The organism is Micromonospora sp. NPDC004540 (genome assembly GCF_040610095.1).
In the GTDB taxonomy this organism is placed as follows: domain Bacteria; phylum Actinomycetota; class Actinomycetes; order Mycobacteriales; family Micromonosporaceae; genus Micromonospora.
In genome coordinates, this window is the sequence record NZ_JBEXLR010000010.1 from 1 (window position 1) to 12926 (window position 12926).

Annotated in this window: 8 protein-coding genes and 2 pseudogenes; 4 read left to right on the forward strand and 6 right to left on the reverse strand. The window is 74.9% G+C overall.

Annotated elements, in window-relative coordinates; all coding sequences use genetic code 11:
* Positions 1-736 (reverse strand): hypothetical protein (locus ABZV78_RS05415; RefSeq protein WP_355635548.1); only part of this gene is annotated, 736 nt, incomplete at its 3' end.
* Between the two features lie 6 nt (positions 737-742).
* Positions 743-1615 (reverse strand): hypothetical protein, encoded by an 873-nt coding sequence (locus ABZV78_RS05420; RefSeq protein WP_355635549.1) that lies wholly within the window; start codon positions 1613-1615, stop codon positions 743-745.
* An 87-nt stretch (positions 1616-1702) separates the two neighbouring features.
* Here ABZV78_RS05420 and ABZV78_RS05425 point away from each other — a divergent pair, with 87 nt between their 5' ends.
* Entirely contained in the window at positions 1703-2680 is a 978-nt protein-coding gene (locus ABZV78_RS05425; RefSeq protein ID WP_355635550.1) for a hypothetical protein, read from the forward strand.
* Positions 2681-2691: 11 nt separating this feature from the next.
* On the opposite strand, the gene murD is transcribed toward ABZV78_RS05425, so the two are convergent.
* Positions 2692-4038, reverse strand: a complete 1347-nt coding sequence (gene murD, locus ABZV78_RS05430) for a UDP-N-acetylmuramoyl-L-alanine--D-glutamate ligase (RefSeq protein ID WP_355635551.1) — start codon at positions 4036-4038, stop codon at positions 2692-2694.
* 90 nt (positions 4039-4128) lie between these two features.
* Between murD and ABZV78_RS05435 the strand changes: the two genes are divergently transcribed.
* On the forward strand, positions 4129-5478 hold the full coding sequence (locus ABZV78_RS05435; protein WP_355635552.1) for a hypothetical protein: 1350 nt from the start codon (positions 4129-4131) through the stop codon (positions 5476-5478).
* Positions 5479-5490: 12 nt separating this feature from the next.
* On the opposite strand, the pseudogene ABZV78_RS05440 reads toward ABZV78_RS05435, so the two are convergent.
* The 3 genes and pseudogenes from ABZV78_RS05440 to ABZV78_RS05450 all read right to left on the reverse strand — a co-directional run.
* A pseudogene (locus ABZV78_RS05440) lies at positions 5491-5916 on the reverse strand (helix-turn-helix domain-containing protein); the annotation flags it as partial.
* Positions 5917-6430: 514 nt separating this feature from the next.
* Positions 6431-7612: pseudogene (locus ABZV78_RS05445) on the reverse strand (nitrate- and nitrite sensing domain-containing protein); the annotation flags it as partial.
* Entirely contained in the window at positions 7545-8708 is a 1164-nt protein-coding gene (locus ABZV78_RS05450; RefSeq protein WP_355635553.1) for a hypothetical protein, read from the reverse strand. The gene ABZV78_RS05450 and the pseudogene ABZV78_RS05445, both read right to left, overlap by 68 nt.
* Before the next feature lie 376 nt (positions 8709-9084).
* Here ABZV78_RS05450 and ABZV78_RS05455 point away from each other — a divergent pair, with 376 nt between their 5' ends.
* Positions 9085-11955, forward strand: a complete 2871-nt coding sequence (locus tag ABZV78_RS05455; RefSeq protein WP_355635554.1) for an alpha/beta fold hydrolase — start codon at positions 9085-9087, stop codon at positions 11953-11955.
* Positions 11955-12833: an ABC transporter permease subunit gene (locus ABZV78_RS05460; RefSeq protein ID WP_355635555.1), complete on the forward strand. Its 879-nt coding sequence runs from the start codon at positions 11955-11957 to the stop codon at positions 12831-12833. Before ABZV78_RS05455 ends, ABZV78_RS05460 begins: the two co-directional genes overlap by 1 nt.
* Positions 12834-12926 lie beyond the last annotated feature (93 nt).

Genomic DNA, 12926 nt, shown 5'->3' on the forward strand with positions numbered 1-12926 from the left:
AGGTGGCTGTACGCCTGCGGGTGGTTGCCCAGCCCGCGCTCGGCGAGCGGGTCGTACTGCTCGGGGAGCAGCCCGGTCGGCCCGGCCGTGTCGACTGCGCCGGCGAGGTGTCCCGGAGATAGTGGTGGCCGGCGAGGAAGCCGACCAGGGCCAGGCTGTTGCGGGCGAAGTGCCGGCTGAACTCGGCGAGCTGGCGGCGGGCCTCGACGGCGACCAGCACCCCGGAGTACGGGAAGGTGACCACCATGCCACGCAGCAGCTCGCCGAGCAGCCCGGTGAGCAGCGCGCCGACGAAGATGACCACCAGCTTGACCGGGGCGGCGAGGCCGTCCCGCCGGGCGTCCGCCGGCTCCGGGGGTGGCGCGGAGGCGGTCCGGCGGCGCAGCAGCACCATGGTCAGCGCCCAGAGCGCCACGGTGCCGGCCAGCGCCGCCTCGAACGGCACCGGCACCGCCAGCACCCCGGCGCTGAGCGCCACGTAGACCGCGACGCCGGCCAGGTCGGCGAGGAGGATCGGCCAGCGCAGCCGGCGGTGGGTGAGTGCCACCGTGACGAAGAAGAGGTTGAGGCCGACCACGCCGAGCAGCTGCGCACCGTCCACCCGGTGGCCGGTGGTGACCAGGGCGACGGTCATCGGCAGCGGCAGGCTGTAGACGAAGGCGCGCACCCGCACCGAGCGGATCACGCTGACCGCCCAGACCACGGCGGTCACCACCAGCACCGCGCTCCACGTCATGGCGTCTCAGCCCTGGAAGGTGGCGATGTCGGCGCAGAGCCGGAAGATCCGGGTCAGCCGCTCCACGTCGGCCGGGTGGACGGAGAACTCGTTCTCGCTGATCTCGCCGTGCGCGGTCATCTTCGCCTCCCAGCAGCTCGACCCGTCCCAGACTGCCAGGTTGACCTGCAGATGCGGGCTGACCCGCCCGAGCGGCAGCAGCCCCACCCGCACGCCGGCCCGCCGTTGCGTCTCCACCAGCTCGGACAGCTCGGGGGTGAGGGTGGCGTAGGTGAAGATCCGGGTGATCCGTACGCCCCGGGCCAGGGCGGCCAGGTTCGCCTCCCAGTAGCGCCGACCGACGTCTCCGCGCCACCAGCTCAGCTCGCCGCTGACCCGGGGCATCACGTTGGTCAGCCCGACCAGCTCCCGGGTGCAGTCCCGGGTGGCGCCCAGCAGGTCCTCGTCGTCGTCGCCGCGCCGGATGATCCGGCCCGCGGCGAGCTGCTCGGCCTCCCGGCGGAACTCCTCGAACCGGCGCTGCGCCTCGGCCGCCACCCGGGTCCCGGCGTGCCGCTCGGCCGCCTCGCGCAGCGCGCCGGCGAGCTGCGGGGTGGCGCGGACCAGCCAGGGCGGCCCGTCCAGCAGCGTCCGCAGGTGGAACCGGCGCTCGGCCCGGGCCAGCGAGTCGAGCACCAGCGAGATGGTGATGCCCATCAGCCCGGCCAGCAGCGACTCGACCCCGGTGGCCGCGTTGGTCAGGTCGAGCGTCACGGACAGCAAGATGGAGAGCGTGATGCCGACCAGGGCCACCGGGTCGGTGTGCGCCACCAGGCGCACCAGGTTCTCCGCCGAGCCGCTCCGGCCCCGGGCCCGTCGCCGCATCGCCTCACCCGCCATCGGCCACCCCCGATCCTCGTGCGCTCAGGGTAGCCACGATCCACAACGGTCGGTCGCCCCCCGCCCGCCGCCGGTAGCATCCGCCGGGTGCGGACGACGGAGGTGGCGCTGCCGGCCGGCGCGGTGGGGACGACCCGGGCGGAAATCGCGGCGGGGGTACGCGCCTGGGTGGACTCCCCGCCGATGCGGGCCCTGGTCGGGCACTTCGGCGGCGACTGGCCGGCCGGTGACCTGAGCGCGGTGCTGGCCGGGCTGGACCACTTCTCCGCCCGGCACTGGGACTTCCGCGACGGGCGGGAACGCCCCGACGCCCGGGAGCCGGCGTTCGACCCGGCCACGGTCGGGCTGGTGCTCGACGCGGCCACGGCGCTGGGCCTGGTCCGGGCCGTCCCGCCCACCCTGCCCCGGTACGCGCACCTGCTGGTCCTCGGCGGCCTGGCGCACGCCTGCCTGCGGCGCACCGCCTACGCCGCGCACCTGGCCCGGACCGTCGCCGGGGTCGCCGGCGAGGTGGCGGTGCTGGGCAGCTTCCGGCCCCTCTCCCCGGTCGAGTCGCGGCTGCTCGCCGAGGTCGGGGTGCACGGCTGCGCCACCGAGGTGGACGCCCTGGACGCCGGGGTGCGCGTGGCGTTCGGGGTCGACGCGCCGAGCGAGGAGACCGGCGAGACCGCGGACCACCCGCACCGGGCCTGGTCGTCGCGCACCTACCGGCCCGCCGGGCTGCCCCCGGTCCGGGTGCTGGCCGCCCCGTCCGGCGAGCCGGACCGCCGCCGGGCGCACACCGCCGACACCCAGCGGTTCTGGGCCGAGCACGTCCGGCTGCGCGACGGCGACCCGGTGCTCATGGTGACCGCGCCGATCTACGTGCCGTTCCAGCACTGCGACGCGCTGCGCACGCTCGCCGTGCCGTTCGGCTGCGGGATCGACACGGTCGGGGTGGACCCGGCGCTCGCCACGCCGGTCGCGGTGCCGGAGCCCACCCTCACCGCGGGGCGCTACCTCCAGGAGATCCGCTCGGCGCTCCGGTCGATGCGCGCCCTGCACACGGCGCTGGCGGCCGGCTGACCGGCGCTGAGTCAGCGGGCGGTGTCGGCGACCGCCTGCGCGAAGACCTCGGAGCGGTGCTCGAAGTTGCGGAACTGCCCGTAGCTGGGCGCGGCCGGGGAGAGCAGCACCACCCCGCCGGCCGGGGTGAGCTTGCGGGCCAGCCCCACCGCGGCGACCAGGTCCTCGGCGAGCTCGGTCCGCACCGCTGCCAACCCCGCCAGGGCCTCGACGATCCGGGGGCCGCTGTCCGGGATGCCGATCACAGTGATCTCCCGCTCGGCCAGGTGATCGCGGAGCGGGGTGTAGTCCAGCCCCCGGTCCGTGCCGCCGACGATCACGGTCAGCGGCCGCCCCTCGTACGCGTCGATCGCGTGCATGGCCGCGTACGGGCTGGTGGCCAGGGTGTCGTCGACGAAGGTGAGCCCGGACGGGTCGGCGATCTCGGTGAGCCGGTGGGCGAGGCCCTGGAACCCGGCGACCGCGATGGCGAGGCTGTCCTTGTGCGCCACCACGTCGACGCCGAGCGCGTCGAGCACCGCCAGCGCGACGCAGAGGTTGCCCTCGTTGTGCCGGCCGACCAGGGGCAGCACCGCGCGCGGGAAGAGCGGGGTGTCCCGCAGGTGGAACCAGGGCGCGCCGTCCGGGCCGCTGGCCACGTGGGTGGTGTCCGACGAGCCGGCCCGCACCGCCGCCCGGTCCCCCAGTTCGAACGCCAGCCGCGGGTCGGCGCCGTTGACCACCACGGTGTGCGGGCCGTGCGCCAGCAGGTTGAGCTTGTCCCGGTAGTACTCCCGCTCGCCGCCGTGCGCGTCGAGGTGCTCGGGGAACAGGGCGGTCACCACGGCCACCCGGGGCGAGTCGGTCAGGTCGGCACACTGGTAGCTGGAGAGCTCCAGCACGTACAGCTCCGCCTCGGGCAGGTCGAGCAGCGGCACGCCGATGTTGCCGCCGAAGACGTTCGGCCGGTCCATCGCGGTGAGCAGGTGACTGATCAGGCTGGAGGTGGTGCTCTTGCCCTTGCTGCCGGTCACCCCGACGGTCCGGTCCGCGTGGTCGGCCATCCAGAGCGCGCTGCCCTGGGTGACCGGGACGGCCCGGCGGCGCAGCTCCACCATCCACGGGTGGGTGTTCGGCACCCCGGGCGAGCGGACCACCACGTCGGCGGCGGCCAGCCGGGCGAAGCCGTCCGCCCCGGTCACCAGCGGCGCGGCCGCGGCGAGCGGGCCCTCCCAGGGCAGGGTGAGGAAGTTCGCGCTGTCGTCGACGGCCACCAGGTCGGCCGGGCCGTGCGCGGCGATCGCGGTTACCGCTGCCCGGCCCTCCCGACCGGCTCCCCAGACGGCGACATGACGTCCGCGCAGATCAGACAGGCGCACAGGCTCTCCTCGGGGGTCGGGTCGACGGGTCGGCGGGTGCGGTCCGGCACAGCCGGACACGGCCGGACGAACCAGGGCCTAGTATTGCGTGTGCCTAACGAGCAGCTGCGGCGGATGGACGCCTTCACCTTCCCGTCCTACTCGATCGACTTCGCCACCGGTGAGGTGTTGTTCGACTACGCCCTGACCGGCCCCGACGGCGAGCAGCGGTTCACCGAGGTGGTCACCCTTCCCCTGCCGGCGGAGCCGGTGTCCGACGAGACCGCGGCCACCCTGGCCCGGGTCCTCGAACTGCTGCACGTGGTCGCCGGGGTCAGCTACTACAAGGCCGCCGCGCCGCCCCGGCTGGTGCTGCCGGCGCCGCTGGGCGCGGCCGCCGCCGACCTCGTGACCGCCGTCTACACCAAGGGCCTCGCCGAGTACGCCTACCGCAACCAGCTCCCCCACGTGCTGGAGCTGCGCCCGGAGGTGCCGGCCGGTTCGGTGGAGGCGGCCACGCCGCTGGACAACTCCGACCGGCGCCCGCTGTCGGCCGTCGGCGGCGGCAAGGACTCCATCGTCACGCTGGAGGCGCTGCGCCGGGCCGGCTTCGACCCGGTGCCCTTCTCGGTCAACCCCAACCACGTCATCGTCTCGGTCAACGAGGCGTCCGACCTGGTGCCGCTCGCCGCCCGACGGCGGATCGACCCGGTGCTGTTCGACCTCAACGCGGCCGGCGCCCTGAACGGGCACATCCCGGTCACCGCGATCAACTCGCTCATCGCGGTCGCCACGGCCGTGCTGCACGGGCTCGGGCCGGTGGTGATGTCCAACGAGCGCTCGGCGTCGGATCCGAACCTGGTCTGGCAGGGCCACGAGATCAACCACCAGTGGTCCAAGGGCGTCGAGGCGGAGGGGCTGCTGCGCGCGGCGCTGGCCGAGCACGCCGGCCTCACCGAGCCGTACTTCTCGCTGCTGCGGTCGCTGTCCGAGCTGCACATCGCCCGGCTCTTCGCCGAGACCGACCGGTACGACGCGGTGGTGACCAGCTGCAACGCCGCGTTCAAGCTGCGCGACGCGAGCGAGCGCTGGTGCCGCGACTGCCCGAAGTGCCGGTTCGTCTTCCTGGCCATGGCCCCGTTCATGCCCCGGGAGCGGCTGACCGCGATCTTCGGCGGCGACCTGCTGGCCGACGAGTCCCAGATCCCCGGCTACCGGGAGCTGCTCGGGGTGGACGGGCACAAGCCCTTCGAGTGCGTCGGCGAGGTGGAGGAATCGGTGGTTGCGCTGAGCCTGCTCGCCGAGCAGGAGCAGTGGCGTGACGCCCCGGTGGTCCGCGCCCTGGTGGACGCGGTCCCCCCGACGGCCTGGTCCACCGCCGCCACCTCGGACGTCTTCACCCCCGGCGGCCCCACCTATGTCCCGGCCCCCTACGCCAAGGCCCTGACGGCCCTGACCTGACCGCCTGACCCGTCAGGGGGTGCGGACGGCGTCCAGGGCGAGCAGGGCCACGTGGAGGGACAGGCACTGCTCGACCGAGTCGAGGTCGACGCCGAGGATGCGGCCGATGCGGGCCAGCCGCTCGTAGAAGGCCGGCCGGGACAGGTGGGCGGCGGCGGCCGCCGCGGACTTGTTGCGGCCCTGCTCCAGGTACGCCCGCAGGGTGCCGAGCAGTTGCTCTCTCGGGTGTTGGGCGTCGTACGCCAGCAGGCCGCCCAGCTCCCGCTCGACGAAGGTCTGGAGCCGCGGCTCGTCCCGGAGCAGATGCAGCAGGCCGGCCAGCCCGACGTGCGGCAGCCGGAAGTAGGGCAGGTCCCGCCGGTCCCGGCGGGCCGCCTCGGCGATCTGCCGCGCCTCGACCAGTGAGCGGCGCGCCTCCCGCAGGCTGCCCACCCCCGATGCCGATGCCCCGGTCCACCACGGTGAGCCGCGCGCCGCCGTCGGTCTGCTCGCCGGCCACCAGCACCCGGGTGTGCGGCGGCGAGAAGACGGTGGCGTTCTCCATCAGTTCGGCCAGCGCGAGCACCAGGTCGCCGGCGGTCGCGGGCGCCGCCGAGACGCCGGGCGGGACCTGCACGTCCACCCGGGTGTAGTCCTCGATCTCGCCGAGCGCGAGGCGGACCAGGTCGGCCAGCGGGACCGGCGCGACGTGCCCGTCCGAGCCGGTGGCGCCGGAGAGCACCACGAGGCTGCCGGCGTTGCGGCGCAGTCGGCTGGAGATGTGGTCGAGGCGGTACAGGTGCTCCAGCCGTCCCGGGTCGGTCTCCTGCCGCTCCAGCCGGTCGATCAGGGCGATCTGCCGGCCGACCAGGTTCTGCGTACGCCGGCCGACGTGGCCGAACATCTGCGCCACGTTGCGCCGGCCGGCCACCTGCCGCTCGACCAGGCGGGCGGCGGTGCGCTGCACCCGCTCGAACGCCCGGGCCAGGTCGCCGATCTCGTCCCGGGCCCGGACGTCCACCGGTTCGAGGCGGACCGGCGGGACGGCCTCGGCCTCGTCGTCGACCACCCGGGTCAGCTCGGCCTCGGCGACCCGGGCGACCCGGTCCGCGGAGCGGGTGAGCCGGGTCAACGGCCGGGCCACGGTGCGGGCCACCGCCATGCTGAGCAGCACCACGGTCACCAGGATGAGGAGGGCCGCCGCGCCGACCAGCCAGGCGGCGGTGAGCGCGTCCCGCTGCTCGCCGCGGGTCTCGGCGATCACGTCCGCGACGATCTTCTTCTCCACGAACTGGCCGAGGGTGATCATCGAGCGGACCGAGGGGAAGAGCGCGTCGAGCGGCACCGCCGCGATCGCCGCCACCGGGTCCTTGACGCTGTCGACCAGGAAGGTGGGGCTGGTCCGCGCGGCCACCGCGGCGTCGTCCAGCATGGCCAGCCGGTACTGCTCCGGGCTGATCAGCTTGCGGAACCGCTGGTTGTCCACCTGGAGGGCGGCCATGCAGGCGATGTAGGAGCCGGCCACCTTGGGGTCACCCGTCGCCTTGACCAGCACGATCAGCGTGGCGCAGGCGCCCAGCCCCTCGTCGGCGCGCAGCAGCGCGTCCAGCGCCAGCACCTGCCGTCCGGCCGAGGTGCCGGTGTCCACCTGGAACGGCAGCCGTAGCGCCTCGATCAGCGCCATGTCGACGGCGCGGAACGCGGTCATGATCTCGTCCGGCGTGGCCCTGCCGGCGAGCACGGCGGTACGCAGGTCGGCCAGCGCGCGTACCCCGTCGAGGGCCTCCCGGACGGGCGCCGGCAGCGGCTCGGCCCGCAGGTCGGCGACGCGGTCGTCCACCGTGGCGGACTTCTGGACCAGCTCGGTACGGGTCACCCGCCCGAGCAGCGACCCCACCGAGAGCAGCCGTTCCTGCTGGAGATCCTGGACCAGGCTGCCGATCCGGCTGGCCACCCGGATGGTGTCGGCGGTGTCGGCGGCCCGCTGGGCGGCGGCGACCCGGTCGAGGACCACGGGCACGGCCAGCCCGACCATGCTGAGCAGCGGAATGATCACCAGCAGGGCGAGCCTGCCCCGGATCCGGAGCCTACCGAGCAGCATCGAACGGCCTCCACCGCTCGGGGTCGCCGGCGCCGACCGGAAGCAGTTCGCCATCCCCGCCGCGAGAGGCCGGGGGGTCCGGGCGGGTTGCCGGCGGGGCCTCGGCGGGCTCCCGGTCGGCCTCGGCGGCCCGGCGGCGGGCCCGTCGCAGCGCGGTGACCAGCACCCCGGCGAGCACGGCGAGCAGCACGGCGGCCACCGCGACGGCGCCGCGGGCCAGCCAGCGGTCCCGGTCGAGCCGGTCCACCCGCTCCGCCAGCAGCGCGTCGAGCTGGTCGAGGATGACCTGCCGGAGCTGGGCGGCGGCCGACTGCGCGGCGCGCCGCGCGGCGCCGAGTTGGACCGGGTCGGGGCCGGCCGCCCCGGCCGGCGCCGAGAACGTGGCCAGCGCCTCCACCGCGCGCTGGTAGGTGTCCAGCGGGGTGAGCACGGTGGGGCCCAGGTCGGTGCTCTCCGAGCTGTCCACGGCCGCCCGCAGGTCGTCCACCAGGCCGGTGGCCGGCCCGAGCGCGGCAACCCGGAGTTCGGCCAGCTCGGCGACCGTCCGCGGCCGCTCCGTGGCGGGCCGGCTCGGGGCGAGGGTGGCCAGGTCGGCGAGGCGGCCGGCGGCGACCATGGCCGCGGGCAGGTCCGCGCCGATGGCGTCCTGGACGAAGAACGAGTCGGACCGGGGGTCGCGGACCAGTCCGGAGGACTCCCGGACCTTCCGGTGCAGGGCCAGCAGCAGGTCGGTGACCTCGCCGTACGCCTGGAGGGCCGCCTCCGGGTCGGCGAACCCGCGCTCCGGCAGCGCCTCCAGCTTGGCCCGCACCCCGGCCCAGCGTTCCCGGGTGCGGAGCCGGTCGCCGACCGCGCTGTCCACCTGCGCCGCCTGCTCGACGGCGGCGGTGAGCGCCGTACGGGAGACCGGGCGGCCGGCGACCGCCGTGGTCTGCGCGTCGGTCAGCGCGTCGGTGACCGGCCCGAGCGCGCGCAGGTAGCGGACCCCGAGCCGTTCCCGGGCCGCCAGGTCGCGCTCGTCGCCGGTGTGCCGGTCGGTCTGGGCGAAGAGCAGCCCGAGCGGGGCCAGCAGCGCCATCACCAGCAGCAGGGGAAGGGCACGGCCCGGTGTGGAGGGCCGTCGACGGACCCGCGGCGCGGGGACGGTCATGGTCTGTCTCCTCCGGCGACGGCGGGGGACGGTCCGGAGCCGGGAGGTCGCCGTACGCAGTCCCGTGCACCGGACCGGAAAAGTAGTCGAACCGGGCGCGCGTGGGGGCGTGCTCGCCGAGTCGGCTTCGCGTCACTCCGGGTGGCGTCACATCCGGTTGACCTTGCACCTACGGACTGTCCGACCTGGCCGGGGAGAAGGTGGCATCGGCGGCGATTTGCGAGCGTAGATGTGAATTCACGGGATCCGAATTCAACTCGCTGGGACGCTCTGGACCTTCCGCGGTCGACGGGACCCGGACAACGAACGGCGCAACCGGACGGACGTACGGCGGATCTCAGGGAACGCTCAGCCGGCGGCCCGTACCGTGTGCCGCATGAGATCACCGCTGCCCGTCGCGCGGATCCGGCGCGCCCTGGCCAGCCGCCCTCGTCGGGTCGTCGCCGCGGTGGTGGTGGTCGTCCTGGTCGCCGCCGCGCTGGTCTGGGCGGCCCGCCCGCAGCGCACCGACTTCCGGACCGAGTCGGCCCTGGTGACCGTCCGCTCCGGACCGGCCGGCGACCAGCCGGTCGACCTGGACACCACGCTCTACCTGCCCGGCGACGCCTCGGCCCGGCACCGGGTCCCGGCGGTGCTGCTGGCGCACGGCTTCGGCGGCACCAAGGAATCGGTGCGCTCCGACGCGGAGGACCTGGCCGCCCGGGGGTACGCGGTGCTCACCTGGACCGCCCGCGGCTTCGGCCGGAGCGGCGGCGAGATCCACCTGGACAGCCCGGACTACGAGGTGCGGGACGCCCAGCGCCTGCTCGACCGGCTCGCCGCCCGCCCGGACATCCGCCTCGACGCCGCCGGCGACCCCCGGGTCGGCGTCGTCGGCGGCTCGTACGGCGGCGGCCTGGCCCTGCTGCTGGCCGCGCAGGACCGCCGGGTCGACGCGATCGTCCCGATGATCACCTGGAACGACCTGTCCCGGGCCTTCCTGCCGGAGAGCAGCGGCAAGGCGCCCACCGAGGGTGTGTTCAAGAAGGGCTGGGCCGGCATCTTCTTCGGCGGCGGCGGCAACGCCGGCTCCGGCCCGGCCGGGCTCTCCGGCACCACCGCGAACCGGCCGGAGGGCGCTCCGGCGTCGGCCGGCGCGCCGAGCCCGCAGCCGGGCGCCGGTCCGGGCACCGGCCCCGGTCGCGCCCCGGCCGGCGCCGCCGATCCGTCGTGCGGCCGGTTCGCCGCCGACGTCTGCGCCGCGTACCTGCGGATCGCCACCACCGGGCGGGCCGACGGCCCGGCGGTCGACCTGCTGCGCCGCTCCTCGCCGGCCGGGGTGCTCGACCGGATCGAGGCGCCCACCCTGCTGGTGCAGGGCGAGGCGGACACCCTCTTCCCGCTCACCGAGGCCGACGCCAACGCACGCGGCATCGCCGCCGGCGGCACCCCGGTGCGGGTCGCGTGGTTCACCGGCGGCCACGACGGCGGCACCGGCCCGACCTCCGACTCGGACCGGGTGAAGTTCCTGACCGCGCAGTGGCTCGACCACTACGTCAAGGGCGAGGGTGAGGCGCCCGGCGACACCTTCACCTTCTCCCGGATCGCCGGGTTCGACGCGCTCGACCGGGGGCTGGTGGCCACCGGCTACCGCACCGCCGACTACCCGGGTGTGACCGGGCAGGGCCGCCGTGAGGTGCCGCTGGCCGGGCCGGCCCAACCGGTCGCCAACCCGCCCAACGGCAACCCGGCGGCGATCTCGTCGGTGCCGTTCGCCGGGGCGCTCGGCTCGCTGCTGGACGGCGTGGCCGGCGACATCCCCGGTCAGCACGCCCGGTTCGAGTCGGCGCCGCTGACCGACCCGGTCGACGTGGTCGGCGCGCCGACCGTGCGGATCCGGGCCGCCTCCGCGACCGGCGAGGCGGTGCTCTTCGTCAAGCTCTACGACGTCGACCCGCAGGGCGCGGCCACGCTGCCGGACGGCCTCGTCGCGCCGGTCCGGCTGACCGGCCTGCCGCGGACCGTCGAGGCGGCCCAGCCGGTCACGGTCACCCTGCCGGCGATCGTCCGCCGGATCGAGGCCGGGCACCGCCTGCGGGTCGTCGTGGCCACCTCCGACCAGGCGTACGCCACCCCGGCGGAGCCGGCCGTGCACACCGTGGCGCTCGGCGACGACCCGCTGGTGCTGCCCACCGTCGACGCGACACCCATTCCCACCACCGCCACGGTCTGGCGCTGGGTGCTGGTCGGCCTGCTCGCCGCGATCGCGGTCGGGCTCGTCGTGGTCGTCCTGGTCGCCCGCCGCCGGCACCGCCGCCAGGACAGCTCGGTCCACCCGGCGTACGCGGGCGTCCCGCTCGCCGTGCGCAACCTGCGCAAGGAGTACGCGGACGGCTTCGTCGCCGTCTCCGACGTGGACTTCGAGGTGCACCCCGGCCAGGTGGTCGGCCTGCTCGGGCCGAACGGCGCCGGCAAGACCACCACGCTGCGGGTGCTCATGGGGCTGACCCAGCCCACCGCCGGCGAGATCTACGTGTTCGGCCACCGGCTGGTGCCCGGCTCGCCGGTGCTCTCCCGGATCGGCGCGCTGGTCGAGGGGCCGGGATTCCTGCCGCACCTGTCCGGCCTGGACAACCTGAAGGCGTACTGGCGGGCGACCGGCCGGCCGTGGGCGGACGCGCACTTCGACGAGGCCCTGGAGATCGCCGGGCTGGGCGACTCGGTGCACCGGCGGACGAAGAACTACAGCCACGGCATGCGTCAACGGCTGGCCATCGCGCAGGCCATGCTGGGCCTGCCCGAACTGCTGGTGCTCGACGAGCCGACCGACGGTCTCGACCCGCCGCAGATCGCCGAGATGCGCCGGGTCCTCCAGCGGTACGCCACCGACGGCCGGGCGGTGCTGGTCTCCAGCCACCTGCTGGCCGAGGTGGAGCAGACCTGCACCCACGCCGTGGTGGTGAACAAGGGGCGGATCGTGGCGTCCGGCCCGGTCGAGGAGATCGTCGGCGAGTCGCCGAGCGTGCTGTTCGAGGTGAGCGACCCGGACGCGGCCCGCACGGTGCTCGACCGGCTGGGCGGCGTACGGGTGCTGCCCGACGGCGACGGCGGCCTGGTGGTGGACACCAACGGCACCGCCCGCAGCGAGGTGGTGGCCGAGCTGGTCCGGGCCGGCATCGGGGTGGACCGGGTGGTGCCCCGGCGGCGCCTGGAGGACGCGTTCCTCGCCCTGGTCGGCGAGAACTCTCGGGGAAGCGGGGACCGGTGATGGCTCAGTCGTCTTCTGTGGGACCGGTCGGGGCGGCGACCGGTTACCGGCCGTCGGCCACCCTGCCCTTCCGGGCGGAGTTCCGCCGGCAGGCGTCGCGGCGGCGTACCCAGCTCGCGCTGGGGTTCATGGTGCTCCTGCCGCTGATCATCCTGGTGGCGTTCCAGTTCGACTCGGGCGGTGATGACGACAACGGCCGGGGCGAGTTCTCCAGCCTCGTCGACCTGGCCACCTCGGGCGGGCTCAACTTCACCCTCTTCTCGATCTTCGTGTCGTCGTCCTTCCTGCTGGTCGTGGTGGTGGCGCTGTTCTGCGGGGACACGGTGGCCAGCGAGGCGAGCTGGGGCAGCCTGCGCTACCTGCTGGCCGTCCCGGTGCCCCGGGCCCGGCTGCTCACGGTGAAGCTGCTGGTCGCGCTCGCGTACTCGGCGCTGGCGCTGGTGCTGCTCGCCGGCACCGCGCTGCTCGCCGGCACCCTCCGCTACGGCTGGTCCCCGTTGCGCAGCCAGGTCGCCGCCGAGCTGGCCCCGGCCGACGGGCTGGTCCGCCTGCTCGGGGTGCTCGGCTACCTGGCGGTGGTCCTGCTGGTGGTGGCCGGCCTGGCGTTCCTGCTCTCGGTGACCACGGACGCCGCGCTCGGCGCGGTCGGCGGCGCGGTGCTGCTCTGGATCCTCTCCAGCATCCTCGATCAGATCACCGCGCTGGGCGGGCTGCGCGCGTTCCTGCCCACCCACTTCAGCAGCGCCTGGCTGGGGCTGCTCTCCACCCCGGTGCAGACCGACGACGTGGTGCGCGGCGCCATCTCGGCGATCGCCTACGCGACGCTGTTCTGGGGCCTGGCCTTCTGGCGGTTCACCCGGAAGGACGTAACAAGCTGAGCGGCTCACATCTTGGGAGCGTTCCCACGCTCCCGTCCCGTTAACAAAGAATTTATTAACTTCGATAAAGTCGTCGGTCATCCTGGGGCTACG